Source organism: Methylomonas sp. ZR1 (genome assembly GCF_013141865.1).
Taxonomy (GTDB): Bacteria; Pseudomonadota; Gammaproteobacteria; order Methylococcales; family Methylomonadaceae; genus Methylomonas.
Genome location: NZ_RCST01000001.1, coordinates 986,319 through 1,013,034, shown reverse-complemented (window position 1 = coordinate 1,013,034; position 26,716 = coordinate 986,319). Strand labels below are relative to the sequence as shown.

The 26,716-nt window shown below is 52.5% G+C and carries 27 protein-coding genes; 5 read left to right on the top strand and 22 right to left on the bottom strand.

What is annotated here, in order from left to right:
- Positions 1-188: 188 nt before the first annotated feature.
- The 3 genes from DDY07_RS04515 to DDY07_RS04505 are packed head-to-tail and all read right to left on the bottom strand — an operon-like array spanning position 189 to position 2,691.
- Complete coding sequence (locus tag DDY07_RS04515; protein WP_171694961.1) at positions 189-998, bottom strand: ABC transporter permease; 810 nt, start codon at positions 996-998, stop codon at positions 189-191.
- Positions 995-1,732: an ABC transporter ATP-binding protein gene (locus DDY07_RS04510; RefSeq protein WP_171694960.1), complete on the bottom strand. Its 738-nt coding sequence runs from the start codon at positions 1,730-1,732 to the stop codon at positions 995-997. The genes DDY07_RS04515 and DDY07_RS04510 overlap by 4 nt, the downstream gene beginning before the upstream one ends.
- Positions 1,729-2,691: a PQQ-dependent catabolism-associated beta-propeller protein gene (locus DDY07_RS04505; RefSeq protein WP_171694959.1), complete on the bottom strand. Its 963-nt coding sequence runs from the start codon at positions 2,689-2,691 to the stop codon at positions 1,729-1,731. The genes DDY07_RS04510 and DDY07_RS04505 overlap by 4 nt, the downstream gene beginning before the upstream one ends.
- A gap of 430 nt (positions 2,692-3,121) precedes the next feature.
- Between DDY07_RS04505 and DDY07_RS04500 the strand changes: the two genes are divergently transcribed.
- Positions 3,122-3,328 carry a hypothetical protein gene (locus DDY07_RS04500; RefSeq protein WP_033158060.1) on the top strand — a complete coding sequence of 69 codons (207 nt, stop codon included), beginning with the start codon at positions 3,122-3,124 and terminating at the stop codon, positions 3,326-3,328.
- A 249-nt stretch (positions 3,329-3,577) separates the two neighbouring features.
- On the opposite strand, the gene DDY07_RS04495 is transcribed toward DDY07_RS04500, so the two are convergent.
- The gene (locus tag DDY07_RS04495) at positions 3,578-5,239 is read right to left on the bottom strand and encodes an ATP-binding protein (protein ID WP_033158061.1); all 1,662 of its coding nucleotides are present in this window, start codon (positions 5,237-5,239) and stop codon (positions 3,578-3,580) included.
- Between the two features lie 263 nt (positions 5,240-5,502).
- On the opposite strand from DDY07_RS04495, the gene ald reads away from it, so the two are divergent.
- The gene (ald, locus tag DDY07_RS04490) at positions 5,503-6,618 is read left to right on the top strand and encodes an alanine dehydrogenase (protein WP_171694958.1); all 1,116 of its coding nucleotides are present in this window, start codon (positions 5,503-5,505) and stop codon (positions 6,616-6,618) included.
- A gap of 300 nt (positions 6,619-6,918) precedes the next feature.
- On the opposite strand, the gene hemN is transcribed toward ald, so the two are convergent.
- From hemN to ccmA, 10 genes are read right to left on the bottom strand one after another with little or no spacing between them, the layout of a single operon-like run.
- On the bottom strand, positions 6,919-8,298 hold the full coding sequence (gene hemN, locus DDY07_RS04485; RefSeq protein ID WP_171694957.1) for an oxygen-independent coproporphyrinogen III oxidase: 1,380 nt from the start codon (positions 8,296-8,298) through the stop codon (positions 6,919-6,921).
- Positions 8,298-9,506: a c-type cytochrome biogenesis protein CcmI gene (gene ccmI / locus DDY07_RS24400; RefSeq protein WP_171694956.1), complete on the bottom strand. Its 1,209-nt coding sequence runs from the start codon at positions 9,504-9,506 to the stop codon at positions 8,298-8,300. The genes hemN and ccmI overlap by 1 nt, the downstream gene beginning before the upstream one ends.
- A complete protein-coding gene (locus DDY07_RS04475) occupies positions 9,503-9,958 on the bottom strand; it encodes a cytochrome c-type biogenesis protein (protein ID WP_171694955.1) in 456 nt (151 codons plus the stop codon). Before DDY07_RS04475 ends, ccmI begins: the two co-directional genes overlap by 4 nt.
- Complete coding sequence (locus DDY07_RS04470; protein WP_171694954.1) at positions 9,955-10,485, bottom strand: DsbE family thiol:disulfide interchange protein; 531 nt, start codon at positions 10,483-10,485, stop codon at positions 9,955-9,957. The genes DDY07_RS04475 and DDY07_RS04470 overlap by 4 nt, the downstream gene beginning before the upstream one ends.
- Positions 10,485-12,428 (bottom strand): heme lyase CcmF/NrfE family subunit, encoded by a 1,944-nt coding sequence (locus DDY07_RS04465; RefSeq protein ID WP_171694953.1) that lies wholly within the window; start codon positions 12,426-12,428, stop codon positions 10,485-10,487. The genes DDY07_RS04470 and DDY07_RS04465 overlap by 1 nt, the downstream gene beginning before the upstream one ends.
- Entirely contained in the window at positions 12,425-12,859 is a 435-nt protein-coding gene (gene ccmE / locus DDY07_RS04460; RefSeq protein ID WP_171694952.1) for a cytochrome c maturation protein CcmE, read from the bottom strand. The genes DDY07_RS04465 and ccmE overlap by 4 nt, the downstream gene beginning before the upstream one ends.
- The gene (gene ccmD / locus DDY07_RS04455; protein WP_171694951.1) at positions 12,856-13,023 is read right to left on the bottom strand and encodes a heme exporter protein CcmD; all 168 of its coding nucleotides are present in this window, start codon (positions 13,021-13,023) and stop codon (positions 12,856-12,858) included. The genes ccmE and ccmD overlap by 4 nt, the downstream gene beginning before the upstream one ends.
- A complete protein-coding gene (locus tag DDY07_RS04450; RefSeq protein WP_171694950.1) occupies positions 13,020-13,781 on the bottom strand; it encodes a heme ABC transporter permease in 762 nt (253 codons plus the stop codon). Before DDY07_RS04450 ends, ccmD begins: the two co-directional genes overlap by 4 nt.
- Positions 13,781-14,455: a heme exporter protein CcmB gene (gene ccmB, locus DDY07_RS04445; protein WP_171694949.1), complete on the bottom strand. Its 675-nt coding sequence runs from the start codon at positions 14,453-14,455 to the stop codon at positions 13,781-13,783. The genes DDY07_RS04450 and ccmB overlap by 1 nt, the downstream gene beginning before the upstream one ends.
- Complete coding sequence (gene ccmA / locus DDY07_RS04440; protein WP_171694948.1) at positions 14,446-15,078, bottom strand: cytochrome c biogenesis heme-transporting ATPase CcmA; 633 nt, start codon at positions 15,076-15,078, stop codon at positions 14,446-14,448. Before ccmA ends, ccmB begins: the two co-directional genes overlap by 10 nt.
- Positions 15,079-15,223: 145 nt before the next feature.
- Here ccmA and purE point away from each other — a divergent pair, with 145 nt between their 5' ends.
- The 3 genes from purE (at position 15,224) to ftsH (ending at position 18,729) form a co-directional block, all read left to right on the top strand.
- Complete coding sequence (gene purE / locus DDY07_RS04435; RefSeq protein WP_171694947.1) at positions 15,224-15,721, top strand: 5-(carboxyamino)imidazole ribonucleotide mutase; 498 nt, start codon at positions 15,224-15,226, stop codon at positions 15,719-15,721.
- A complete protein-coding gene (locus DDY07_RS04430) occupies positions 15,718-16,812 on the top strand; it encodes a 5-(carboxyamino)imidazole ribonucleotide synthase (RefSeq protein WP_171694946.1) in 1,095 nt (364 codons plus the stop codon). Before purE ends, DDY07_RS04430 begins: the two co-directional genes overlap by 4 nt.
- A gap of 72 nt (positions 16,813-16,884) precedes the next feature.
- On the top strand, positions 16,885-18,729 hold the full coding sequence (ftsH, locus tag DDY07_RS04425; RefSeq protein WP_171694945.1) for an ATP-dependent zinc metalloprotease FtsH: 1,845 nt from the start codon (positions 16,885-16,887) through the stop codon (positions 18,727-18,729).
- Between the two features lie 34 nt (positions 18,730-18,763).
- On the opposite strand, the gene DDY07_RS04420 is transcribed toward ftsH, so the two are convergent.
- From DDY07_RS04420 to hisC, 8 genes are all read right to left on the bottom strand, one after another.
- Entirely contained in the window at positions 18,764-19,492 is a 729-nt protein-coding gene (locus DDY07_RS04420; RefSeq protein ID WP_171694944.1) for an esterase family protein, read from the bottom strand.
- Positions 19,493-19,495: 3 nt separating this feature from the next.
- Positions 19,496-20,455, bottom strand: a complete 960-nt coding sequence (locus DDY07_RS04415; RefSeq protein WP_171694943.1) for an acetylxylan esterase — start codon at positions 20,453-20,455, stop codon at positions 19,496-19,498.
- A 167-nt stretch (positions 20,456-20,622) separates the two neighbouring features.
- Positions 20,623-20,928 (bottom strand): integration host factor subunit beta, encoded by a 306-nt coding sequence (locus DDY07_RS04410; RefSeq protein WP_084153381.1) that lies wholly within the window; start codon positions 20,926-20,928, stop codon positions 20,623-20,625.
- Positions 20,929-20,994: 66 nt separating this feature from the next.
- Positions 20,995-22,656 carry a 30S ribosomal protein S1 gene (gene rpsA, locus DDY07_RS04405; protein WP_033158077.1) on the bottom strand — a complete coding sequence of 554 codons (1,662 nt, stop codon included), beginning with the start codon at positions 22,654-22,656 and terminating at the stop codon, positions 20,995-20,997.
- A 90-nt stretch (positions 22,657-22,746) separates the two neighbouring features.
- On the bottom strand, positions 22,747-23,409 hold the full coding sequence (gene cmk / locus DDY07_RS04400) for a (d)CMP kinase (RefSeq protein WP_171694942.1): 663 nt from the start codon (positions 23,407-23,409) through the stop codon (positions 22,747-22,749).
- A 1-nt stretch (position 23,410) separates the two neighbouring features.
- Complete coding sequence (aroA, locus tag DDY07_RS04395) at positions 23,411-24,727, bottom strand: 3-phosphoshikimate 1-carboxyvinyltransferase (RefSeq protein WP_171694941.1); 1,317 nt, start codon at positions 24,725-24,727, stop codon at positions 23,411-23,413.
- 10 nt (positions 24,728-24,737) lie between these two features.
- The gene (locus tag DDY07_RS04390; protein WP_033158080.1) at positions 24,738-25,613 is read right to left on the bottom strand and encodes a prephenate dehydrogenase/arogenate dehydrogenase family protein; all 876 of its coding nucleotides are present in this window, start codon (positions 25,611-25,613) and stop codon (positions 24,738-24,740) included.
- Positions 25,606-26,709, bottom strand: coding sequence for a histidinol-phosphate transaminase (hisC, locus tag DDY07_RS04385; RefSeq protein WP_033158081.1), 1,104 nt, complete (start codon positions 26,707-26,709; stop codon positions 25,606-25,608). The genes DDY07_RS04390 and hisC overlap by 8 nt, the downstream gene beginning before the upstream one ends.
- Positions 26,710-26,716: the final 7 nt, after the last annotated feature.

Here is a 26,716-nt window from a genome sequence, read left to right as displayed (position 1 = left end):
AAAAGTAACCAAGGGGTAATTAAAAGCGGGTCGTCAACTTAGATTATCGGTTGGTTTTTGCCATGCGCAGCTTGGTTTATCGCAGGACGAATGGGTAAACAGCCGATGGCTAGCGATGCTCAGCGCACAAGCCTTAACTTGTAGGAAATTGACCGGCCGCATCCAAACGATATTGGGCCAATTCACTATTAATCGCCACCACCACCTTTTTTAACCATCATGCCCTTACTGGGGTTATAGCCCATGATCGCCGCGCCCATAAACAGCAAAAACGCCGCGCCGGTAAAGAGTAAGGCCTGTTGATTAAACTGCTCGTACAAGGCAAAACGGATCAACTCCACCGCTTGCGAGAACGGATTGTATTGCGCCAGGTTTGACAACAATTCGCTGGATTCCTTGATCTTCCACAACGGATACAAAGCGGTGGACATGAAGAACAGCGGGAAAATTACGAAATTCATCACCCCGGCGAAATTCTCCAGTTGTTTGATGAACGACGACAACAGCAAGCCCAATGCCCCCAGCATCATGCCGGACAACACCAAGGCGGGCAAAATCCAGACATAGCCCATCAGCGGCGCTTGAATGTCGTACAACCAGGCGATACCCAAGAAGGCATAGGATTGCAACACACCCACCGCCGTACCGGCGATCAGCTTGCTACACAATAAAAACCAACGTGGTAACGGACACACCATCAACATGCGCATGCTGCCCATTTCCCGGTCGTAAACCATTGAAAGCGAGCTTTGCATGCCGTTAAACAACAGGATCATGCCCAACAATCCAGGGGTGATGTAAACCTCGTAAAGGATATAAGTCTCGTAGGGCGGCGCAATGGCTATGCCCAACGCGGCGCGAAAACCGGCGGCGAAGACGAACAGCCACACCAGCGGCCGCACCAAGGCCGAGACAAAGCGTTCGCGCTGATGTAAAAAACGCAGCAATTCACGGCCGACGATGCCAAGCGTTGCCCGCCAGTAATGTAAAACCCTCATGCTTGCGGCCCCTGAGTCAGTTTTTGGAATACCTGGCCGGGATCGGCCCAACCAGTGGTCTGCAATATCTCCGAGAGTTTGCCGCTGGCTTTGACCTGGCCCTTGTGTAAAACAATCAAGCTATCATCGGCGGCAATTTCGTCAATCAAATGCGTCGCCCACAGTACCGCCAGATTTTGCTGTTTGACCAAATCGTGTACATGGCTGACGATAGCCTGACGGCTGGGCATATCTAGACCAACCGTCGGCTCATCCAGCAGCAGCAAACTGGGTTTGTGCAGCAAGGCGCGGGCGATTTCCACCCGGCGCTTGTGGCCACCGTTTAATTGCCTGACCTTTTCGCCGCGCCGTTCGAACATAGCCAAACGCTCCAGTTCTTCTTGGATACGCTTATCGGCGGCTTTGCGGCCGATGCCGTGTAAGGCGGCGTGATAGCGCAGATTTTGTGTGACCGACAAGTCCGGGTCCAGCGTGGTCTGCTGAAATACCACACCCAAGCGCGCCAAGGCTTGCAGGCTTTGCTTTTTAAGATCAAAACCGCAAAGCTCGATGCGTCCTTCCCTGGCATCGTAAAGCCGGGTGATCAAGGAAAACAGCGTGCTTTTGCCGGCGCCGTTAGGGCCGAGCAAGATGGTGCATTCGCCTGACTGCACGTTAAAACTCACGGCATCCAGCGCTTTTTTTGCACCATAGGCAAAACTCAGGTTTTCGACGGCCAACGCATTCTCGGTCATGGTTTAACCGCCACACCCCAGGGATAACGACCCACCGCCACTGATTTGGTCACTTTATGGTTTTCCAGATCAATGATCGACACATCGTTGCTGACACCATTGGTGGTGTACAGACGTTTTTGATCCGGCGAAAACGCTAGATTCCACACCCGTTGCCCCACCAGCAAAAATTTCTCGACCTTGTAGGTTTGGGCGTTGATCACAGCGACGCGATTGGCAGGCCCCATCGCCACGTAACCGTAGCGGCGCTCCTTATCAATCGCGATGCCCACCGGCTGAATCTGATCACTGCTGACGCCTTGGACGTCCAGCTTGATGTTCTGCACGATCTGTTTGGATGCCGCATCGATAATCGTCAGCGTGCCGGCCATTTCTGACGTCGCCCATAATTGCAGGCTATCGTCGGTAAACGTTACCGCGCGCGGCCGCGGATCGACCAGTGTGTTATCCGCAATTTGCCTAGTGTTGGTATCGATCCAGTGCAGCATATTGGTGGTTTCCGAGGCGCTAATCGTCCATTTGTTGTCGGGGCTGACCGTAATGCCTTCCGGCTCCACACCTACCTTGATCTTACCAACGGCTTTTTTTGCGGCGATGTCGATCACCGTTACTTCCGCATCATCTTCATTGGAAACATACATGAATTTGCCGTCCGGGCTTAAAGCAAAGGTTTCCGGATCTTCGCCGGACGGCAATTTGCCGATTTCCTTCAGTGTTTCCGAGTCGATCATGCGGATGGTGTTATCGTCGCTGGTAGCAACGAACAGCGTCTTGCCATCCTTGCTAATCGCGATGCCGCGTGGCCGCTGGCCAACAGGTACGGTTTTGACTAGTTTGCCTTCGACGGGATCGAGTACCGCAATCGCGTTATCTTTTTCCAGCGTGACGAATACGGTTTCGGCTTGCGCGGCCGTCGCAAATAAGATGGCGGCCATTCCGGCCATTTTTATCGGATGCATAAACTTTTCCTTGGTATGCCTGATGTCATTTTACTGGTCTATTTAGTGTAACGAGAGATAACGCTTCACCAACAAATCGATGTAGTCAGCGGAGAGAGATAGATATAAAACCGCTAACACGGCCTATCACAAGCAATGCCCTCCCCTGCGGTTGAGAAGTTTAACCCGAAGCTCGACGGGATTACATCCCTTCGCGCGTAGGGAAATTATCCTAATTTATCCGACCATTAAATATCGCCACCGCGGGTAAAAAACGCTGCACCCTGTACCCTAGAACAATACCGGATCAGCTACTGTCAAGGCGAAGATATGCACAACACTCGCCATTTGTTATTTGCATCGCAAAAACCGGCAGAGGACGTTGCCAAAAAACTTAATTTGGAAACACAAGATCAATTGCTGTTAAATTCAGGCTGCCAAGGACATAGAAATGAAAATTTACCTAATAACGGAAGACCAACTGGAAAACATTGGAAAAAAGCATGACTCTCTGCTTAAAACCGGAAGCATGTGCGATCTGATGCTGGACATCGCGGCGCAAGCCGATGATGTTCAAACCTTCGATGCCGCACTGGAGTTAGCCAACTGTGAGCTGGATAGATTGGAACTGTTTTTTGATACCTGTGACTTGGTTTGAGTTGATTACTGTCGGTTTCCCGACCAATCACTGTTGCGCATAGATGATCTTATCTGCAAAAGCAACGCCGGCCCGCTACAACACCCAAACTAAGCTCGCAGCATTCGCACTTGCTGTGGCCCGATCCCACAAACGAACAGCATAGACATGACTGACTTACCCCCGGCGAGCTTGGCGATCAATGGTTAACGATCATCTCATAGGGCCTCTTCTTCCTGGCTGGAATAGAAACCACGAGATACCCCCTTTTTAATGCCGATTCTGCGTCCGCCAGTTCGCGACGATACCTTCCACATCCAGGTCATCCGGGCCTTCGCGCCAGCTAGTGTAGTAATCGACATCGTTACTTTTCGGTTCCGGATTGGGCCGGTAGATTTGGACCCGGGTCGGCAGCGGCGCCGCTTCGCCCAGCACTAGCGCTTCCCCCCGGCCGAGCGAACTAAGAATATCCGCCAAATCGCCCTCGGCCTCCGGCACTAGGCCGCGAATATACTGCTGGTCGTCCGGATTGGTGGTGCGCAAACAAATAAACGAGCTGCATTGCGCCAGCATGGTTTCCGACAGTTCGGTGGGCCGTTGGCTAACCACGCCGATAGAGACCCCGTATTTCCGGCCTTCCTTGGCGATCCGCTCCATCATCCGCTTGGTGCCGTCGAATTGGCCGCCTTTTTCGCGCGGGATATAGGCATGCGCTTCTTCGCAGATTAGCGTGATCGGAAATTCGCGGCGGCGCGGGTTCCAGTAGTTGAACTCATACGCCAACCGCCCGACTTGCGCGGACACCGCCGGCCGCACGTCGGTCGGTACGGAACTGAGATCGACCACCGTGATGTTGGCCTTTTTTTGCCCCAGACCGACGAATTGCCTGAGCAAATCCGCCATGCTGGCCGAGTTGTTGCGTTTTTTGGGTTTTAACAAAAAGTCGTAACGCACGTCGTTGAAACGGCTCTGCATCGTCACCAAAAACTCATCGAACTGGCCGAATAAGGCGCCCTTGGTTTTGCCAAAGTCTTTACGCTCCTCGTTGGCGGCCTTGAATTGCATATACATTTCCGCCAGCGAAAAATAAATCGGCGTGTCTATCGATACCACGCCTAGACCAATGGCTTTGGCTTCCTTACGCTTCAATTGTTGCAGCACTTCGCGCATGAAAGACATCTGCATCGAGGCCCCTCTGTCATCGCGATCAATGAACAAGTCCACCAACTCAGCATAGGACATCATCCAGTACGGCATCTCCAAATCCATGGCATCAACGTAATTGACTTGCTCTTCGGGAAATGCCGATTCGATACTGCCATCTGGTCGTTTCCAACAGTATTCGCCGTGCAGATCCAGCATGATCATATGGGTCTTAGGCATGGCTTTCATGGTGTGCTGGATCAAGCTGGTGACGGTCCAGGATTTACCGGAACCGGATTGACCGATAATCGCAAAATGCCGGCCAAACAACGCACGTGGGTCCAGGCTCAGGTGATAATCCTTGTGACTGGCCAGCTGCCCAATAAAAAATTCGTAATCGCGGAATTTGGAAAAAATCGCGTTGATCTCGCTGAGCCCAACCGCATAAACCGCCGCGCCCGGCGTCGGATAATGCCGCACGCCGCGAATGAAGATATTGTTTTCGTTCAACTCGCCGACCGGGATTAAGGCAATAAAACGGTCGGTTGCACGATTGCCGGCAGCGTCGAAACGATCGCGTTCCCACATTTTGAACACCAGCGCCAACACGCCTATATGCGACTGCCTGATCACCACGTACGAACCGATATGGCCGGCCAGGATTTCTTCATCGCCGAGTTTGATGATGGGCGCCGCTGTTGAATGTTCTTCAGTGATACGGGCATCCATACCGTCGCCTCTGACTTCGGTTAAATGGCCGATCAGGATGTTTTGCGTTTGTTGGGTCATGATGTTCTCTCTGGTAAAGCCGCTGGGCTAAGCTTAGACGATTTTTACGGCCCGTCCCGTCCAGAGCAATCTATGCAACCACCTGGGACAGCACAGCGGTTTTGCGCCAAAATGGCAAACAAATCGCTACAAACGCGACAACATGGCGCTAGGCTCGTAAGAGTAAGTCGTTGAACATTTGGCACTTTTGGCTGACAAAGCCATACGGTCTGATTATTGCTGTCATCAAACCGGCATCATTTAATATTGCACAAGAGGTGAATATGAAAATCGGTATACCCAAGGAAATCAAACCCAACGAAAACCGGGTATCGGTGGTACCGTCCGGCGTTGCCGCGTTGGTGAGCGCCGGCCATAGCGTGACGATGGAAAGCGGCGCCGGCGTTGGCGCCGGTTTCGAAGACGCGCTATACCAGGCTGCCGGCGCGCAGTTGATGGACGGTCCGGAGCCGGTTTGGGACTCCGCTGAGATGATTATCAAGGTCAAGGAACCGATAGAACCCGAATGGTCGCGGATTCATCCCGGACAAACCCTGTTTACCTATTTTCACTTTGCCGCCAACCGCCCGTTAACCGAAGCACATCTGGCATCCGGCGCTACCTGTATCGCCTACGAGACCGTGCAGTTGCCGACCGGCGAGTTACCCTTGCTGACGCCAATGTCGGAGGTAGCCGGCCGACTGGCGGTGCAAGAAGGCGCGCATTATCTGGAAAAACTGTACGGCGGCCGCGGCATGTTGCTCGGCGGCGTACCGGGGGTATTACCGGCCAAAGTGTTGATTTTGGGCGGCGGAGTGGTCGGCACGCAGGCGGCAAAAATGGCGGCAGGTTTAGGCGCGCAAGTCACAGTCATGGATTTGTCGCTGGAGCGTCTGCGCCAACTTAGCGACATTTTGCCGGCCAACGTGCAGCTGTTGTTTTCCAGCCGTCATGCCATCCTGGAACAAATTCGCACGGCGGACCTGGTCATCGGCGGCGTATTGGTCACCGGGGCCGCAGCACCCAAGCTGATCCGGGCCGACGATTTAAAATCGATGCAACCCGGCGCGGTCATCGTCGATGTCGCGGTGGACCAAGGCGGCTGCGTGGAAACCACCCACCCCACTACCCACGCCGATCCGATTTATGTCATCGACAATGTCGTGCATTATGCCGTTGCCAACATGCCCGGCGCTGTACCGCGCACTTCGACCCTGGCGTTAACCAACGCCACCCTGCCCTATGCTCTACAACTCGCCAATAAAGGCTGGCAACAAGCATTGCGGGACAATTCGGCGTTACTGAAAGGCTTGAATATCGTGGGCGGTAACGTTACTTGCCAAGGGATTGCCGATGCGTTTGGTTTTAATTATTTGCCGCCGGAGCAGTTTCTGAGCTGAACCCATCGCCCCGACCGGCCAAAATAATTTGTAAACATCCCCCGGCAAAACCGGGGGATTCATATTCCCGCTTAATTCTACGTTGTCAGACGCTGAAAGGTGTGCATGATTTGGTCTGGGATTGCCAAAGTCGCGTCACCACAGATGGGGCCGAGCTTACCATCCACGGCACTGGATACTCGCTTCCGCACCGGGATCAAGACATTTGCTCAAATCCCTTAAAGTAAAGTTAAGCTGTGTTGGGACGACTCAACGCGCTTTATCGGGTTATCAATTCGGAAACCCACTCCGCGCCTTGGCTCAGATCACTTTAGAAAATTGCTGCTGTTTCCGCGCCAGGTATTTGTCAAACACCATGCAGATATTGCGGATCAACAGGCGGCCGGCGGTGGATACTTGAATGCCGTCGGCGTCTAAATCCAGTAAACCGTCGGCTTTCATCAGCTTCAGGTTTTCCAGCTCGGGCGCAAAATACTCGGCAAAATCGATAGCAAACTCGGTTTCGATTTTGCTGAAAGTCAGTTCGAAATGGCAAATCAGTTGGGTGATTACCGCCCGGCGCAATTTGTCGTCTTCATCCAAGTCCACGCCGCGAAATACCGGTAATTTGCCTTGCGAGATGGCCGCGTCGTATTCGTCCAGTTCCTTGTAATTTTGCATGTAGGCGTCGCCGACCCGGCCGATGGAGGTCACGCCCAAGCCCACCAAGTCACAGTCGGAATGGGTAGAGTAGCCCTGGAAGTTGCGGTACAACTTGCCTTCGCGTTGCGCCACGGCCAGTTCGTCATCCGGCTTGGCAAAGTGGTCCATGCCGATGTAAACGTAGCCGGCATCGGTGAGTTTTTGCCCGACCATTTGCAGGATTTCCAGTTTCACCGCCGGCGATGGCAAATCGGCGTCGTTGATTTGCCGCTGGGTTTTGAAGCGACTGGGCATGTGGGCGTAGTTGAAGATCGAAAATCGATCCGGCGCGTAGGTCAGCACTTGCTCCAGCGTGTGGGCAAAGGTTTGTTCGGTTTGCAGCGGCAGACCGTAGATCAAATCGATGTTAGTTGAGCGAAAGCCTTCCTTGCGTGCGGCTTCCAACACCGCAAAGGTTTGTTCCTTGCTTTGCAGGCGGTTGACGGCTTTTTGCACGTCCGGATCGAAATCCTGCAAGCCCAAACTAATGCGGTTAAAGCCCAGTTCGCGTAATTGGGCGATGGTCAGGTCATTGGTTTCGCGCGGATCGACTTCTATCGAATATTCTCCGCTGTCGTCGTCATGCAAATTGAAATGCGCGCGGGTGGTATCCATCAAGCGTTTCATTTGCTCATAATTCAAAAACGTCGGCGTACCGCCGCCCCAATGCAGCTGATTAACCGAGCGGCTCTTGTCGAATAACGCACCTTGCATCGCCACTTCACGGCACAAGTTATCCAGGTAAGGCACGGCGTGGGCGCGATTTTTGGTGACGATTTTGTTGCAGGCGCAATAAAAACACACCGTATCGCAAAACGGGATGTGAAAGTACAGCGACAACGGCCCGCCAGCGGTGTTGGATTTTTGAATATGCTGCAAATACTCGGCTTCGCCGAAGCCCTCGTGCAATTCCAGCGCGGTGGGGTACGAGGTGTAACGCGGCCCGGACTTGTCGTAACGTTTGATCAGGTCCAGGTCGAATTGAATTGATTGGTCCATTACTGCACTTCTTGATTGATGACAATACCGATGCTTGGATTGCCCGACACAGAATCCAGCTGCGCCGTGCCGATCAAATCGCCGGCTTGCGGCATCGCGTTACCGGTTTTGGAAATCCGCGCGACGATGCGCAGCTGCTTGAAATCGGCCAGATGGGTTTGCGGCTGCATCGCCATGCTGTCGTTCAGCACCACGCTGGCCGGCAGGTCAGCGACTTGTTTCCGGACGATGGCCAGTGGCATTTTCGGACCGTTGACGGCCTGAGCATAGATAAACACGGTGTGTTGCGGTTCAGCTTTGGCTTTGACTGCCGCATCCAATTCGACTTTCACAGTAATATCGATAGCCGCCGCCGATGATGCCGGCGCTTGCGGTTTTTGCTGCTCCGCTTCAGCCATTTGTATCATTTTTTGCAATTGCGCCTGGGATTCGTCGTCGGCAGGCAGCAGAGCGGATAATTTCTTCCAATGCGTGATTGCCTGGGCAAAATCCCCGGCTTCAGCTTTGGCCATGCCCGCCAGCCATAACGCAGTGTGGTCTTCCGGCACCAGCTTTAAGGCTCTTTCCACCAGCTCGCTTGGTTCGCCGTCCATTTGGCCGTTACGCGCCATCGACAAGGCGTCGGCATAATGCAGCATCACCGCCGGCTCGTTGGGTTTACGGCGATTCAGCTCGGCAAATACGTTGGCGGCATCCTGATATTGCTGCGCGTAAACATAAGCTCGGCCCAACATCATCCAGCCTTCCAAATCTTCCGGATGCTGTTTTAGACGCTCTATCAGTTTGTTGACCATGCTTTTGACATTGTCGGCCACTTTTTGATTGTTGGCCGCCAATTCGGCTTTGACCAAGGCTTGCGGTTCGCCGAGCAAGCCATATAAAAACAGACTTAACAGCGGTACCGTAATCGCCACGACCGGCACTATCCAACGGCCGGTTTTGGCGCTAGACGCGGCCGGCACATCGTCTTCCAGGTCATCCAGCAGAGTCAGTTGCAATTCGCGATACTGGGCATCGTACTGCTCCTGCGACAATACGCCATTTTGCAATTGCAGTTTAAGCTCGGCCAATTGCTGGCGAGCAATTGCGGTATTGCGTTGCTCGCCGTCGGCGTAGCGTAGCGGTGTTTTTTTGAACAAGGGCGGCAACAGCACCAACAACGCGAGCACGATTAAACCGACTATCACTAGCCAAAACTCAAGATTCACGCGTCGTCACCTTTTTCCAAAATGCTGTTTAGCTTGGCCTGCTGCTCTTTGCTTAGCTGTGCGCTGACGCTCCCGGTTTTACTGCGTAATACCCATACTGTCGCCAAGCCGATGACCAGGAACAGGACCGGGCCCAACCAAAGCAATAGGGTTTTCAATTTCAAGGCCGGTTTGTACATCACGAAGTCGCCGTAACGGTCGGTCATGAAATCGACGATGTCCTGCCGAGATTTGCCTTGCTGCAGCATTTCGTAGACTTGGCGGCGTAAGTCCTTGGCCAGGTCGGCGTTAGAATCAGCGATGGTTTGATTTTGACAGACCAGGCAGCGCAGCTCGGAAATCAGGGTTTGGTAAGCCTGCTCCTGCTCGGGTTGTTTGAAGTCGCGGTATTCGATCTCGGCTTGGGCTTGATAGACAAACAAGCACAAGATCAAGGCGTAGAGAGTTTTCATGCGCTTTCCGCCTCCAATTTTTCAATCAACGGCAGGAAAATGCTTTCCAGTTCGCCGGGTTGCGCCGGTCCGGTATGTTTGTAACGCACCACGCCGCGTTTATCGATCACGAAGGTTTCCGGTACGCCGTAGACGCCGTAATCGATACCCACTCGGCCATCGGCGTCCATCACGCTGACGTTATAAGGGTTACCGTGTTTGCTCAGCCAGGCGTTGGCGGCCTGAGCCTCGTCCTTATAATTCAAACCCACCAGCAACACCTTGTTTTGCTTGGCTAGCTCGATCAACAAAGGATGCTCCTCGCGGCAGGACACACACCAGGATGCCCAGACATTCAACAGCCAGACTTTACCTTTAAAATCAGTTTGGCTCAGGCGCTGTTCCGGCGTTGCCAGAATCGGCAGATTAAACGCCGGCGCGGGTTTGTCTATCAGCGGCGACGGGATTTCCCGGGGATTGAGCTTTAAACCGATCGCCAAAAACACCGATAAGGCGATGAACAACAGCAGCGGTAACAAATATTTCATTAATTTTGCGGGAGAGGCTTGTTAAGCAAACGGTAACGGCGGTCGCTGGCAGCAATCAGGCCACCCAGGGCCATGAACACCCCGCCCATCCAAATCCAGCGGATAAAGGCTTTGTAATAAACGCGCAAACTCCAGGCACCTTGTTGATCTAAAGGCTCACCTAAGGCCACGAAGAGATCGCGGAACACGCCGGCATCGATAGCCGCTTCGGTCATCGGCATGGTTTGCACCCGATACACACGTTTTTGCGGCGATAACTCGGCGACGGTTTCGCCAGCGTGGCTGACAGTCAGATAGCCTTGCTCGGCGCGGTAATTGGGTCCTTCGGTGCTTTTCACGCCATGAAACTGAAACACATAACCGAACAAATCCAGGGTTTCTTCCGGTGCCAAACGTACATCGCGTTCGATGCTATACACCGAGGTAAAGGTAATGCCGATCACAAACACCGCGATGCCGACATGCGCCAAGGTCATGCCGTAAAAGCCGGCCGGAATTTGTATAAAGCGTTCGATTGACCAGCTTTGCAGACGTTGTTTGAACGCCAAAGCAGTAATCGCCAAAGTCCATAACGCCAAGCCTGTACCCAAAGCCGCGCCCCAGGAATAAAACGGCATAAGCAACGGCGTCAGTAATGCCAGCCCCACAGAGGCGGCAATCAACCAGCGCACGCGTAAGCCCAACGCTTTCAAATCGTCGCTTTTCCAGCGCATCAACACGCCCAAGCCAACCACCAATGCCAAAGGCGCCATCAGTGGAATAAATACCGCATTGAAGTAAGGAGGGCCAACCGACAATTTCCCCAGGCCCAAGGCATCAACCACCAAGGGATACAACGTACCCAGCAAGATGCTGGCGGCAGTGACAACCAGCAACACGTTATTCACTAGAAGTACCGATTCTTTGGAAACCAGTTCAAAACGGGCATGGCTTTTAACCTGCGGCGCGCGAATCGCGTACAACAGCAGTGAACCGCCGACTACCACGGCCAAAAAGATCAGGATGAACAAGCCGCGCGCCGGATCGCTGGCGAAGGCATGTACCGAGGTCAACACGCCGGAACGGACGAGGAAGGTGCCGAGCAAACTCAACGAAAACGCGAAAATCGCCAGCAACACGGTCCAGGTCTTGAACACGCCACGTTTCTCGGTAGCGGCCAGGGAGTGAATCAACGCCGTGCCAACCAGCCAGGGCATGAACGAGGCGTTTTCCACAGGGTCCCAGAACCACCAGCCGCCCCAACCCAACTCGTAGTAGGCCCACCAACTGCCCAGCGTGATACCCAGCGTTAAAAACATCCAGGCGATATTGGTCCAGGGCCGCGACCAGCGTGCCCAGGCTGCATCGAGTCTGCCTTCCAGCAACGCGGCTATCGAAAACGCGAAAGCCACCGAGAAGCCTACATAGCCCATGTACAGCATCGGCGGATGAATCGCCAAGCCTGGGTCTTGCAATAAGGGGTTCAAGTCGCGGCCTTCAGATGGGAACGGAAACAAGCGTTCGAAGGGATTGGAGGTCAGCAATAAAAACAGGATAAAGCCGATGCTGACCAAGCCCATTACACCCAACACTCTGGCGCGGGTGGCATCGGGAATATGCGCACTGAATGCCGCGACCAGCGCGGTCCAAATCGACAAAGTCAGTGCCCACAGCAGCAAGGAACCTTCATGCGCACCCCACACCCCGGAAATCAAATAAATTAGCGGCAAGGCGGTATTGGAGTTCTGCGCGACATAAGCCACCGAGAAATCGTGGCTAATGAAACTGGCGGTCAAACAGCCGTAGGCCAGGCCCATGAACAGCAATTGCCCGAACGCGGCGGGTTTGGCGACATGCACCCAACCGGTAATCGATTTGGCTGCGCCGAAGATCGGTAAGACGCCTTGTACGATTGCCATGCACAAGGCCAGGATAAGTGCGAAGTGGCCGATTTCCGGGATCATGGCTGAGCCGCCGGTTTTTTCAGGCTGCCGGCTACTTCCGGCGGCATGTAGTTCTCATCGTGCTTGGCCAGCACTTCCTCGGCGACGAATATGCCTCGGCTGTCCAATTGGCCTTTGGCGACGATGCCCTGCCCTTCCCTAAACAAATCCGGCAAGATGCCTGAATATTCCACCGTCACTTCCTTTTCGAAATCGCTGAGCTTGAAGCGCACCAATAAATCCGCATTCGGCCGCTCCACACTGCCTTTGACGACCATGCCGCCCAAACGAAATACCGCGTTATTTGGGGCTTTGCCAGCCACCACATCACTGCTGGAGAAAAAATACATCAGGTTTTCGTTAAAAGCCTGCAAAGCAAAGGCGGCTGCCAAGCCCAGTCCCGCCAGCATCAGGATGATCAGAAACAAGCGCTGTTTTCGGATTGGTTTCATCGAACTTGCGCCCGTTTTTGTTTGATAGTGAGTTGACGTAACAGCCGTTTACGCTGCAACACCGGCAACACGATATTGACGACCAACACTAATGCCGTCACGCCGTAAGCCGGCCAGACGTAGACGGCGTAACCGCCCATGTATAAAAAGCTTTCCCAGCTCATGCCTGTTTCTCCAGTAGTGCTTTCACCCATTGAGAGGTGGTTTCGCGCTTTAGTAATTCCAATTTGGCTGCCTGCAATACCGCAACCAAGTAGTAAAACTTGAAAGCCACCGCCATCAGCAACAAGGGCACCAACATGCTGACGTGTATCGACGGTTTATCCATCTTGCTGACTGTCGGCCCCTGATGCAGCGTGTTCCACCATTGCACCGAATAATGGATGATGGGGATATTCACCACGCCCACCAGTGCCAAAATAGACACGGCCCGCGCCGCCGCCCGCTTTTCTTCGATGGCGCCGTACAAACTGATCACGCCCAGATACAAAAACAACAGGATCAATTCGGACGTCAACCTTGCATCCCACACCCACCAGGTCCCCCACATCGGCTTGCCCCATAAGGAGCCGGTCACCAGGGCCACAAAGGTAAAGCCGGCGCCAATCGGCGCGCTACTGATCAGCATCACCTCGGCCAGTTTCATACGCCAGATCAGGGCAATCCCGCCCATGACCGCCATCAGCACGTAAATAAACAAGGACATCCAGGCTGCCGGCACGTGTATATAGATAATACGGTAACTATCGCCCTGCTGGTAATCGGTGGGCGCCAAATACAAGCCACCATACAAACCGGCGCCGAGCAGTAACAGAAAAATAACCGTCAACCAGGGAATGAACCGATCCGCCAATGCATAAAAGTGCGGCGGCGACGAGGTGCGGTGAAAAAACCGGCTAACCGGCGCGGGTATCCAAGACATCAATTAACACTCATTTTTAACGCGGCCGCTGTCGGCAGCGGCACCAATACCAGTGCCGACAGCAACATAGCCAATAAAATATTCAGTTGGGCGCCAACCGGCAAGCCGCTGGCCGCCCTGTCGACGGCACCACTGGCGAAGATCAGCACCGGCACATACAAAGGCAAGACCAACAAGGACAACAACATGCCGCCCCGGCGTAAACCGACCGTTAACGCCACGCCGATCGCGCCGATCAGGCTCAATAGCGGCGTAGCTAAGATCAACGTCAGCCATAAAGTTCCCATGGCCTGCTCGGGCAAGCCCAAAAACACCGCCAATAATGGCGCTACCAGCAGCAATGGCAAACCGGTCACCAGCCAGTGGGCGACGATTTTACCCAACACCAAGATCGATAATGCATGCGGGCTGAGCAGCATCTGCTCCAGCGACCCGTCTTCGAAATCACTGCGGAATAGCCCATCCAATGACAACAGGGCCGCCAACAAGGCAGACACCCAAATCACGCCCGGCGCCATAGCTTTCAGCAAATTTGGCTGGGCGCCCACGGCCAAAGGGAACAAAGTCACCACCAGCACGAAAAAAAACAGCGGGTTGGCCATTTCCGCGCGGCGCCGAAACGCCAATAATAAATCTCGGCGAATGATCGCCCAAAAAGCCTGAATTATTGGCATGCTTGCAGGTGAATGCGTTGCAGATTGAGATCGGCCATGCTTAGATCGTGATGGGAAGTCAAAACCGCCATACCGCCTTGGGCAATATGTTCAGCCATCAGCGACTCTATTAATTTAATGCCTTGTCTATCCAGCGAGGTGAAAGGTTCGTCGAGTATCCACAGCAAGTTATGCGTGATCAACAAGCGCGCCAGCGATAGTCGGCGCTTTTGGCCGGCCGACAAGGTATGTACCGGATTATCGTCAAAACCGGCCAATTGCACCTTGTCCAAAGCTTGCTCGATGTCATATTTGCCCGCACTACCTAGTGCCAGCGCAAACTTCAAATTTTCCAGCACCGTCAATTCCTTTTTTGTACCATCGGCATGACCGACATAAGCCATGTCATCGTAATAGCTGCTGTCGGCGATTTTGCTGCCGCACCAATAAATCTCGCCGGCATCGGCTTCCCTGAATCCGCACAGGATGCGCAATAGCGAGGTTTTGCCGCTGCCGTTGGCGCCTTCCAGCAATAACACTTCGCCGGTATTCACGGTAAAACTCAAGTCGGAAAACAACAAGCGCTCGTCGCGAAAACACGATAGTTCACTGGCTTGCAGCGAAGCGTGTTGCGAGTTTTCCATCCATCCATCCTTAGGCTGACACATTACAGGGGGCGCTATCTTATCACTAAGCCCGGCATAGTTAGCAATTTGCCGACAGAGAAAATCTCCCCATTTATGCGATAATCGAGCCGTTTTGATTTATCGCAAATACCGGAGATTTTGCATGACCGCATTGATAGGCATCATCATGGGTTCCACATCCGATTGGGAAACCATGCAACATGCAGCGCAAACCCTAGAACATCTTGATATTCCGCATGAAGTGGAAGTGGTTTCGGCCCATCGCACCCCCGACAAGTTGTTTAAGTATGCGGAAACCGCGGAAAGCAAAGGTTTGGAAGTGATTATCGCCGGCGCCGGCGGTGCCGCGCATTTGCCGGGCATGACTGCCGCTAAAACCGCATTGCCGGTGCTGGGCGTACCTGTGCAATCCAAGGCATTGAACGGTATGGATTCTTTGTTATCCATCGTGCAAATGCCCGCCGGCATTCCGGTAGGCACCTTGGCTATCGGCAAGGCTGGCGCCATCAATGCCGCATTATTGGCCGCCGCGATCATCAGCAATAAACATCCGCAATACCGCCCTGCTCTCGATGCTTATCGGCAACAACAAACCGACAGCGTGATCGCCACCCCTGATCCAAGACAGGTGACAGGATGAAAATTGGCATTTTGGGTGGCGGCCAGCTCGCCAGAATGATCGCATTGGCTGGTTATCCGCTGAGATTGAAATTTATCGTCCTAGATCCCGATCCCAATGCCGGTGCTGCCGGTTTAAGCGAGCATCTGTTAGGCGCTTACGACGATCCGGATTTGTTGGCTCAACTAGCCGAAAAAGCCGACATCGTCACTTACGAATTCGAAAACGTGCCGGCGCATGTCGCCGAATTCCTGTCCAGTCACACCACAGTCTACCCGCCCGCCGGTGCATTGGCTGTCGCTCAGGACCGTCTGCTGGAAAAGAATTTCTTCAAGGATTTAGGCATCCGCACCGCACCGTTCGCGGCCATCAATAGCTTGGCAGACTTGCAACAAGCCATGCCTGAAATCGGCTACCCGGCTATTCTGAAAAGCCGGCGCATGGGCTATGACGGCAAGGGCCAAGTGGTTATAAAATCGGCCGACGAACTAGAATCCGCCTGGCAAAGCATGCAAGGGGCCGCCTCCATCGTCGAAGGTTTCGTGCCGTTTCAACGCGAAGTATCTATTATCGCCGCTCGCAGCCCATCCGGCGAAATCGCTTACTATCCATTGTCTGAAAATCAGCATCGCGGTGGCATTTTGCGCGTTGCCGAATGCTGTGCTAACGACCCCGAACAAGCGATTGCCGAAAATTACGTCAGTCTGTTGCTGGAAAAACTCGATTACGTAGGCGTGATTGCACTGGAATTGTTCGATCTGAACGGCGAACTCCTAGCCAACGAATTCGCACCGCGCGTGCATAACTCCGGACATTGGACCATAGAAGGCGCGGAAACCAGCCAATTCGAAAACCACTTGCGGGCCATTCTGGATTTGCCGCTGGGCTCGACGGAACCGCGCGGTTATGCGGGCATGGTGAACTTCATCGGAGGTCTGGCCGACGACGCGACACTGTTAAACATCCCCAACGCACATTTACATCTGTACGATAAAACGCCGCGCAAGGGCCGAAAAGTTGCGCATGCAACGGTCAGAGCCGACGCGGAATCCGCCTATCGCGAGGCCTTACAGCATTTGGCTAATTTAGCGCTGGCTGTAGACGAATCATGATCTCTTAGCTTGAATCCGGGCGGTTTTGGCACCCAAGCCAAAATCGCTCCGCAGAACATAGAGAACACAACCATGAAAAAAATTTTATTCTTATTGTTGATAATGGTCGGCATCGCCATCGCGGCATTTGTCATTTTTAATCCTGCCCCTGCCACCTACAAATCGCAAGGCGATATTCCTTATTCCAACTTCATCCAGGATGTGCGCGGCAAAATGGTAGCCGAAGTGGTGATCGACGGTAGAGCCATCAACGGTCTGAGGCATGACGGCACACGTTTTACCGCATATAGCCCTGGTGACATCACGGTGATAGACGATCTATTGCAGAACGGTGTGAAGATCATCGTGCAAAGACCGTTAACCCAATCCACATTCATGCAGGTGTTTTACTCCTGGGCGCCAACCTTTTTGCTGATTGGCGTATTGATTTATTTCATGCGCAAACAACTGCTAGGCGCCGGAGCACAAAACAATTTCGGTAAAAGCCGCGCCAAGTTAATGACAGAGAATCAGGTAAAAATCCGTTTCAGCGACGTTGCCGGCGTTGAGGAGGCCAAGCAGGACGTCGCGGAAATGGTCGATTTCCTGAAAGCACCGGGTAAATACGAGGCCCTGGGCGGTAAAATCCCCAGAGGCGTGCTAATGGTCGGCCCTCCCGGCACGGGTAAAACCTTGCTGGCCCGCGCGATTGCCGGCGAAGCCGGTGTACCTTTCTTCTCGATTTCCGGCTCCGACTTCGTGGAAATGTTTGTCGGCGTTGGCGCATCCAGAGTACGCGATCTATTCGTGCAAGCCAAAAAGCAGGCCCCGTGCATCATTTTTATCGACGAAATCGACGCGGTCGGCCGGCAGCGCAGCCCTGGCAATATGGGCGGCACGGAAGAACGCGAACAAACGCTGAATCAATTACTAGTGGAAATGGACGGCTTTAGCGGCAACGAAGGCATCATCGTCATCGCCGCCACCAACCGTATCGACGTATTGGATAAAGCCTTGCTACGCCCCGGACGGTTCGACCGGCAAGTGCAAGTCAGCCTGCCGGACATCAAAGGCCGCGAACAAATCCTCAGAGTACATTCCAGCCGAGTACCCTTAGCCGATGACGTCAATTTGAATGATTTGGCGCGCGGCACACCAGGCTTTTCCGGCGCCGAATTGGCCAACCTGATCAACGAAGGCGCATTGTTCGCTGCCCGCAATAATCAGCGGGAGATCACGATGAACGATCTGGATAAAGCCCGCGACAAAACCATCATGGGCGCGGAAAAGCGCACAATGATAATGAGCCGCGAAGACCTGTTAATGACCGCCTACCATGAAGCCGGTCACGCCATCGTCGGCCGGCTGGTACCTGAGCACGATCCGGTTTACAAAGTCAGCATCATGCCGCGCGGCGGCGCGCTGGGTATTACGATGTTTTTGCCGGAGCGCGATGCATACAGCGCCAGCAAGGACAAATTGGAAGGTCAAATCTCCAGCCTGTTCGGCGGCCGAGCCGCGGAAGCGCTAGTTTACGGTAAGAATAAAGTCACCACCGGCGCGAGTAACGACATCCAACGCGCCACCCAATTGGCCCGTAATATGGTCACCAAATGGGGGCTATCCGACAACCTGGGGCCGCTGGACTACGGCGATAACGAAGGCAGCTACTTGGGACCGCAAGCCAAACCCATGTCGGAACACATGGCGCGCTTGATTGACCGGGAGATCAGGTTAATTGTCGACAATAATTATCTTAGAGCCGAAACCCTGCTGAAGGAAAATATCGATATTCTGCATAATATGGCGCAAGCCCTATTAGACTGGGAAACATTGGATAAATATCAGATAGATGAATTGATGCAAGGTCGAACCATCGCACCGCCGGCGCTTGATGCAAAACAATCCTTCGACGCTGGGAACACACTAGAGCAGTAGCGCGCTTTATTTCACCAAGCAGAAATAGAGTCTGTCAGATATACAGCGGGGCCATTCTGCGCCAGTAGTGGCCCTGATGCGCGCGCCCTTCCCATTCGTATAAGGCATGAGGAATACCCTTGGCAGCCAATATGTGGCTTAACTCGTGATTGTTCTGCAAGAACGGATCTTCCTTACCGATCACCAAAGTAATTTCCATTTCCTGCAAATGCTTTAATTGCGCTTGGCAATTCAGGTTGGGTAAAAAATGCGTTGGCGTGTGGAAATAGACATGATCGTCATAGTAGCCGTCGAACAGGTTTTTGAAACACTCTACTTCCAGCGTCAAATCGAAACGACCGGAGAAGGCTACTAATTTTCTGAACAAATGCGGGTGACGGAAAGCAATATTGGCCGCATGATAACCGCCTAAACTACAGCCGTGCGCGATGACGCAGGGGTGTGGATTTTTCAAGGCCATGAACGGCATGATTTCGTTCAGTATGTAGTCTTCGAAAAACATGTGCCGCTGAATACGGTCTTTCGGCTTGCGCCAAAAGCAGTAAAAAGTTTCATGATCAATGCTGTCAACACAGTACAGTTGTATGTGTCCCGCTTCAATTTTATTGCGTAACCGTTCGACAATGCCGAGGTTCTCGTACTCGTAAAAACGGCCGTCGCGAGTAGGAAAAATCAGTACTTTGGCTCCGGCATGCCCGAAAACCAGAAACTCCATGTCGCGACCCAAGCGCGGGCTGTACCAGTGATGATATTCGCGATTCATAATCTAAAGCGACGATTCCCCGAAAAAACTTTGCAGCTCCGCAATCAGCTGCCGCTCCTGATCATGTTGGCGCGGATAATCAAAATGCCCCGCATCCAATATAAATAACTGTTTATCGCCGGCCCAAGCGTTGTAGATTGCAAATTGTCCGGGTGGCGCTACGACCGGATCGAATCGCGCGACGGCACCATGCAAGGGTTGCAATGCATAACGCGCCGAGACAGCGGCATCATAATAGGCTAATGTGTCAAACACATTATGGTGAGATTGACTGTAGGCTTTCAAAGCCGCGGCACTGCCGCTGGTAGGCAAACTTAAACGCAAGGGTTGGTTGCCAAAGGTGGGCACATTTAAGTGCACTCTCTTGATTCTGGCGTCCCATGGCGCGGCCAATGCTCCGATGCCGCCACCAAAGCTAATGCCCATATAGCCGATCTTATCCACGCTTGCTGGATAACGTTCGGCCAAAACGGTTACAGCCAGCCAGAGATCTTCTACACATCCGCCGATTACATAATGATTAGGATCATCAATGCCTTGTACGACATGTTGATTGGGTTGTTCCGGCAAGCGCTCGCAGCGACTGCGAGATATGCCACGAAAGCAAGGAAAAAGTAAGGCGGCACCTGGTATGTTCAGATGAAAATCGGGTTGCTCTCTGCCGCCGTAACCATGGCCGACCACTATGCTCTGAGTAATGGGGTTCGCATCCGGCTCAAGCAACCAGCCGGCTATCTGAAAATCATCGGTAGACCGATAGCTAATGTCATAAACCCGATAGCCTGCGCGCTGGCATTGGTAATTCAGAGAAAATTGCGGAGAGACCGTTAAGGCTTTTTGATATTTATCCCGCCAAAACCGACAGAAATCGGCAGGCTCTTGCGGTGCGGGAACACTTAACAGATCGTCGAGACTGTAGCCATAGCCAGGATCATAGCTGTAATAATGATCAAATAAGCTCACGGGCTACCGGCCTGATTAAATTCTAGCTAGATCCTGTATTAAGGGTCTATTTAGCAATGGGGCAAAAATTTTAAGCGGCGGACACTGCCGCCACTAGAAAATCATCTAAAGTACAACACCATCCCTAACATGGGAGGGCGTCGCTATTGTTGGTTTACAAGCTATCGTCAATCGACGATTTTGTATTTTTCCCTGGAAGCATCAACCATATCCCGTAACTCCTTTCCCGGTTTAAAATGCGGCACATGCTTTTCTGTTAAGGACACTGAATCGCCGGTCTTGGGGTTACGTCCCAGTCGTGCAGAACGATGGTGTAACGAAAAACTGCCAAAACCTCTAATTTCTATCCTATCGCCACTTGCCAACGTATCGCTCAAGTGATCAACAACGCATCTAACTGCCAATTCAACATCTTTAAGCGCGAGATGAGGCTGTTTTCGTGCCAGCATCTCTATCAATTCTGATTTCGTCACATCCAGCCCTGAATAATCAAAAAAGGGTGGCATGAGCTAGTCATGCCACCCTTGGAGATGGTTTTACTACTTGTCCATTTGTTTAAAGATATCGCCTAATGTGGCTGTGCCAGCATTTTGTGACGAGTAATCTTTAATAGCATTAGACTCTTCTTCGACATCTTTCGCTTTGATAGACAAAGAAATAGATTTAGTCTTTTTGTCAACACCGACAAATTTAGCTTCGATTTCTTCGCCTTCTTTCAACAAAGTACGCGCATCTTCGACGCGGTCACGTTGGATTTCGGAAGCGCGCAAGTAACCTTCGACGTTATCAGCCAAGGTCACCACTGCACCTTTAGCATCGATTTCCTTGATGACGCCTTTAACTAAGCTGCCTTTTTCATGCACGGCAATGTAGTTTTGGAAAGGATCTTGTTCGAGTTGTTTGATACCCAAGGAGATACGTTCGCGCTCGGAATCAACAGCCAAGATAACGGTTTCAACTTCGTCACCTTTTTTGTAATTGCGAATCGCTTCTTCGTCGTTCTCGTTCCAGGAAATATCGGACATGTGAACCAAACCGTCGATACCACCGTCCAGACCGATGAAGATACCGAAATCGGTGATGGATTTGATTTTGCCGGAGATTTTGTCGCCTTTGTTGTGCGTGGCGGCAAATTCATCCCAAGGGTTGGAACGGCATTGTTTCATGCCCAGTGAAATACGACGACGTTCTTCGTCGATTTCCAGAACCATAACTTCAACTTCGTCGCCCAATTGAACAACTTTAGACGGATTAACGTTTTTGTTGGTCCAGTCCATTTCGGAAACGTGTACCAAGCCTTCGACGCCTTCTTCGATTTCCACAAAGCAGCCGTAGTCGGTCAGGTTGTTGACCTTACCGAACACGCGAGTGCCGGCTGGGTAACGACGAGCGATGTTTTGCCATGGATCTTCATCCATTTGTTTCATGCCCAACGAGACGCGGGTTTTGTCTTTGTCGAATTTCAGGACTTTAACTTTAACTTCCTGACCAATTTCTACACACTCGGATGGGTGACGTACACGGCGCCATGCCATATCGGTAATGTGCAGCAAACCATCGACGCCGCCCAGATCGATAAACGCACCGTAATCGGTGAGGTTTTTAACGATACCGGTAACAATCGCGCCGTCTTGCAGCGTTTTAACCAACTCTTCGCGTTCTGCGCTGTATTCGCTTTCGACGACCGCACGACGTGACAACACAACGTTGTTACGTTTTTGGTCGATTTTGATGACTTTAAATTCCAGATCGCGGTTTTCCAGGAAAGCGGTATCGCGGATAGGACGAACGTCTACCAGAGAGCCTGGCAAGAAGGCGCGCAACGCACCGACCGCAACAGTGAAACCGCCACGTACTTTGCCGTTGATACGGCCGACAATGGTTTCTTGCGTTTCAAAGGCTTTTTCCAGTTCTGCCCAAGCTTTACTTTTCTTGGCTTTATCACGGGAAAGAAGAGTGGCGCCCAGGCCATCTTCGAATAAATCGAGAGCTACCTCAATTTCGTCGCCTACATTGACCTCAAGGTCGCCGTCGGCATTCAGAAATTGCCATTTAGGAATGACCCCTTCTGATTTGGCTTGCGTGCTGACGATAACAAATTCGTTTTCGATATCAACAACGGTACCAATTAGCATTGCGCCAGGACGCATTTCCGTCTTGGCATAACTCTCTTCAAACAACTCTGCAAAGCTTTCGCCCATCTCTACTTTCCCAAACTTGCTAAGACTCAAGCAAGCTTTCTCTTCTCTGAAATTAAAATAAAGCCACCGATAACAATTCGGTAACCACCACTAGTCTGAATTGACTAAATTTACCACCTGATCAATCACTTGCTGAATAGTCAAACTGGATGAATCGATGTAATGCGCACCTTCCGGCACGGTGAGCGGAGCCGTAGCTCGCTGCTGATCGCGAAAATCGCGTTCTTCTATTTCCCGAGTGATTTGAGCAAGGTTAGCATCAATTCCCTTTTCAATCAACTGTTTATATCGCCTAAGCGCCCTTTCCTCCGCGCTGGCGGTTAAATAAACCTTGATTTTGGCGTCCTGAAATACGACGCTACCCATGTCTCGACCATCGGCGACCAAGCCTGGAAGTCTTTGAAAATCCTTTTGTTTTTGCAATAACACTGCCCTTACTTCCGGATACGCGGCAATCACGGACGCAGTATTGCCGGTGGTTTCGGTGCCCAATTGACTGGTAATGTCGATGCCATCAAGCTTAACGATCAACTCGTCGCCGCAATCGAATTCTAACGACATGGCTTCAGCGACTCGGCAAATAGCGGTTACGTCCGATAACTCAAGACCCGATTTTAAAACCGCAACAGCTAACGAGCGATAAATCGAGCCGCTATCCAGATAATTCCAACCCAAAAGTTTCGCGACGGCGCGGCTGACCGTGCCTTTACCTGCGCCACTGGGACCATCTATCGTCAATACGGGTACTTGCATCTTAAAAACTCGTTAATGCCAAACCCAGTTTGGTGGCCAAATCGCGGAATTCCGGAAACGATGTATTCACATTCGCACAGTCATTGATCGTGATCTGACCACTCGCCCGCAAGCCGGCAATCGAAAACGACATAGCAATGCGGTGATCGCCATGCGATTCCACTTCGCCAGTACCAATATGCCCGCCGCCGTTAATCACCATGCCGTCCTTGGTGGGCTGCGCATCGACACCGAGAATTTGCAAACCGTCAGCCATCACTTGAATACGGTCGGATTCCTTGACCCTTAATTCTTCGGCGCCAGTCAATACGGTTTGACCTTCCGCACAAGCAGCGGCCACGAACAAGACTGGAAACTCGTCGATGGCCAGCGGCACCAAATGCTCGGGGATGTTGATGCCTTTCAACTGTGCCGAACGCACACGCAAATCGGCTACGGGTTCACCGCCGACTTCTCTCTCGTTCAATACTTCGATATTCGCCCCCATTAAACGCAAAATATCGATGATACCGGTGCGGGTTGGGTTGATCCCTACGTGACGCAAAGTCACATCGGAATCCGGGGCGATACTGGCACCGACCAGAAAGAACGCCGCCGAGGAAATATCGCTGGGTACATCAATGCGCGCGGCAGTCAATTTGCCTTGATTGGTAATACGGGCTGTGCTGCCTTCGCGGATGACTGGATAACCAAATCCGTTCAACATCCGCTCGGTATGGTCGCGGGTCGGCGCTGGTTCGGTGACGCTGGTTTCACCTTCGGCATACATGCCCGCCAACAGCAAACAGGATTTGACCTGAGCGCTGGCGATAGGCATATCGTAATGAATGCCTTGCAATTTTCCGGCCTTGCCTTTGATATGCAGCGGCGCGGTGCCGTTTTCCTGGGTAACAATCTCGGCGCCCATCAGCGCCAACGGCACGGTGACGCGCTTCATCGGCCGCGATTCCAGCGACTTATCGCCAGTCAACACCACATCGAACGGCTGACCTGCCAACAGACCACTCAGCAGTCGCATTGAAGTACCGGAGTTGCCCAAATACAAAGGTTTCTCCGGCGCTTGCAAACCGTGCTTGCCAACGCCGTGTATCGTCACTTCGCCATTGACCGGCCCTTCGATTTTTACACCCATGGCCCGGAAAGCTTCCAAGGTAGAAATGGCATCTTCCGCGTTTAAAAAACCGGTGACGTGGGTGACACCTTCCGCCAGTGAACCCAGCATAATCGAACGGTGCGACATGGACTTATCACCCGGCACACGGATTTCGCCGCGCAAACTGCCGCCCGGCTGTACTTGAAAAGTAATGGTTTGTGACATGTTAATCTTCTTAGTCTTCTTGTTGATCGAGAAAACGCTGCCGGGCATTTCTGGCATACGTAAAGGTTTCGAACAATTGCGCAGACTTATCCTCAACCAGCAATTGTTCTATTTTGCTTAATTCCGCTTGAAACTGGCGAATCAAGGGCACGATTTCCTGCTTATTGGCCAGACAGATGTCCTGCCACATGGTCGGGTCGCTGGAGGCGATGCGACTGAAATCCCTGAAACCGCCGGCGGCATATTTGAATATCTCGCGCTGTTCGTCCTTGCGCCCCAACAAACCAACCAAGGCAAAGGCTAGGATATGCGGCAAGTGGCTAGTGGCAGCCAGCACGGTATCATGGTGTTCTACCGACATCACCGAAACGCTGGAGCCGATCTTTTCCCAAAATGTATGGATTTTCGCCAGCGCCAGCTTATCGGTGCCTTCTAGCGGCGTCAGGATCAGGCGGCGATTGACAAACAAATCGACGGTCGAAGCATCCACACCGCTGCGCTCGGCGCCGGCAATCGGGTGCGCAGGCACAAAATTGCTGGGTACGGTACCGAAAACTTCCGCCAATGCGGAAACCACGCTGCCCTTGGTGCTGCCTGCATCGCTGTAAATAGCATTCGAGTTCCAGTGCGGTTTAATTTGTTCGAAAATAGCCTTCATGCTACCGACCGGCGTGGCGACGATTACGCAATCGGTATTTTGCAATGCCGCAGCTATGTCGGTGTAAAACTGGTCGATGACACCGAGTTGCTTCGCCAATTGCATATTCGGCAGATTTTTCTCGCGGCCGTAGGCAACGACTTCACGACATAAGCCTTGGGCGCGCGCGGCCCTGGCAATAGAACCGCCGATCAAACCGATGCCGATGATGCACAGGCGGTTAAACACCGCTCAGCACCTCGCGCAACGCTTTTATGAATATGGCGTTTTCACGTTCCGTGCCGATACTGACACGCAGGTGGTTAGGCATTTCGTAATTGGCAACCGGCCTTACGATTACGCCCTTGCGCAGCAAGGCCTCGTAAATCGGCAAAGCCGGTTGTTTCACATCCACGGAAACGAAATTGCCGGACGAGGGAATCCAGGGTAAATCCAATTCCTTAAAAACATCAGTCAGTTGCGTCATACCGGCGTTGTTAAGAGCCACGGTCTGATTCAGGTAATCTGTGTCCCCCAGCGCGGCTTCCGCTGCGGCTAATGCCAGCATGCTGCAATTGAAAGGTTGGCGCACTCTGTTCAACAGATCGGCGATGTCAGGGGAGGAAATCCCGTAACCGATACGCAACCCCGCCAAGCCGTAGGCCTTGGAGAACGTGCGGGCAATAATCAGATTCGGATAACGATTCGGCCAAGCCAACGATTCGGTTCGCACGGCAGGATCGACAAACTCGTAATAAGCCTCGTCTAAGACGCACAGCACATGCGCTGGCAAATCAGCGATAAAGCTTTCCAGTTCGTTTTTATTCAGCAAAGTACCGGTTGGATTGTTGGGATTGGCAATAAACACGACTCGGGTTTTTGGACCGACTTGCGCCCGCATTGCCGCCAAATCATGCCCGTAATTTTTAGCCGGCACCACTTTGGCTTTGGCGCCGACGGCTTGCGTCAGAATTGGATATAACGCGAATGCGTGCTGGGAAAACACTACTTCCAGTTCCGGCGTAACGAAAGTCCGCATCACCAATTCCAGAATCTCGCTGGAACCGTTACCCAGGGTAATTTGCTCGGGCGCCACATTTAATTTGGCCGACAATTCGGCTTTCAATGTAAAACCGCTGCCGTCGGGATAACGGGTTAATTCGGGCAAGGTTGCTTGAATAGCCGCCGCGACTTTGGCGCCGGTGCCCAATGGATTTTCGTTGGAAGCCAGCTTGATGACTTCTGCGATACCCAGCTCGCGCTGCAATTCATCCACCGGTTTACCGGGCACATAAGGCACCAGCTGTTGAACGCCGGCAGTAGCAAGTTCTAAAAATTTGTTCATCGAATTA

Bases quoted from the DNA above. Each gene is read 5' to 3' on its own strand.
- ccmB (WP_171694949.1), bottom strand. From the start codon at position 14,455: ATGCCAATAATTCAGGCTTTTTGGGCGATCATTCGCCGAGATTTATTA.
- aroA (WP_171694941.1), bottom strand. From the start codon at position 24,727: ATGTCACAAACCATTACTTTTCAAGTACAGCCGGGCGGCAGTTTGCGC.
- DDY07_RS04500 (WP_033158060.1), top strand. From the start codon at position 3,122: ATGAAAATTTACCTAATAACGGAAGACCAACTGGAAAACATTGGAAAA.
- purE (WP_171694947.1), top strand. From the start codon at position 15,224: ATGACCGCATTGATAGGCATCATCATGGGTTCCACATCCGATTGGGAA.
- hemN (WP_171694957.1), bottom strand. From the start codon at position 8,298: ATGGACCAATCAATTCAATTCGACCTGGACCTGATCAAACGTTACGAC.
- DDY07_RS04450 (WP_171694950.1), bottom strand. From the start codon at position 13,781: ATGTCTTGGATACCCGCGCCGGTTAGCCGGTTTTTTCACCGCACCTCG.
- ftsH (WP_171694945.1), top strand. From the start codon at position 16,885: ATGAAAAAAATTTTATTCTTATTGTTGATAATGGTCGGCATCGCCATC.
- DDY07_RS04495 (WP_033158061.1), bottom strand. From the start codon at position 5,239: ATGACCCAACAAACGCAAAACATCCTGATCGGCCATTTAACCGAAGTC.
- ccmA (WP_171694948.1), bottom strand. From the start codon at position 15,078: ATGGAAAACTCGCAACACGCTTCGCTGCAAGCCAGTGAACTATCGTGT.
- ccmD (WP_171694951.1), bottom strand. From the start codon at position 13,023: ATGAGCTGGGAAAGCTTTTTATACATGGGCGGTTACGCCGTCTACGTC.
- DDY07_RS04510 (WP_171694960.1), bottom strand. From the start codon at position 1,732: ATGACCGAGAATGCGTTGGCCGTCGAAAACCTGAGTTTTGCCTATGGT.
- ald (WP_171694958.1), top strand. From the start codon at position 5,503: ATGAAAATCGGTATACCCAAGGAAATCAAACCCAACGAAAACCGGGTA.
- DDY07_RS04505 (WP_171694959.1), bottom strand. From the start codon at position 2,691: ATGCATCCGATAAAAATGGCCGGAATGGCCGCCATCTTATTTGCGACG.
- ccmE (WP_171694952.1), bottom strand. From the start codon at position 12,859: ATGAAACCAATCCGAAAACAGCGCTTGTTTCTGATCATCCTGATGCTG.
- DDY07_RS04475 (WP_171694955.1), bottom strand. From the start codon at position 9,958: ATGAAAACTCTCTACGCCTTGATCTTGTGCTTGTTTGTCTATCAAGCC.
- cmk (WP_171694942.1), bottom strand. From the start codon at position 23,409: ATGCAAGTACCCGTATTGACGATAGATGGTCCCAGTGGCGCAGGTAAA.
- DDY07_RS04465 (WP_171694953.1), bottom strand. From the start codon at position 12,428: ATGATCCCGGAAATCGGCCACTTCGCACTTATCCTGGCCTTGTGCATG.
- DDY07_RS04430 (WP_171694946.1), top strand. From the start codon at position 15,718: ATGAAAATTGGCATTTTGGGTGGCGGCCAGCTCGCCAGAATGATCGCA.
- DDY07_RS04470 (WP_171694954.1), bottom strand. From the start codon at position 10,485: ATGAAATATTTGTTACCGCTGCTGTTGTTCATCGCCTTATCGGTGTTT.
- DDY07_RS04420 (WP_171694944.1), bottom strand. From the start codon at position 19,492: ATGAATCGCGAATATCATCACTGGTACAGCCCGCGCTTGGGTCGCGAC.
- hisC (WP_033158081.1), bottom strand. From the start codon at position 26,709: ATGAACAAATTTTTAGAACTTGCTACTGCCGGCGTTCAACAGCTGGTG.
- rpsA (WP_033158077.1), bottom strand. From the start codon at position 22,656: ATGGGCGAAAGCTTTGCAGAGTTGTTTGAAGAGAGTTATGCCAAGACG.
- DDY07_RS04515 (WP_171694961.1), bottom strand. From the start codon at position 998: ATGAGGGTTTTACATTACTGGCGGGCAACGCTTGGCATCGTCGGCCGT.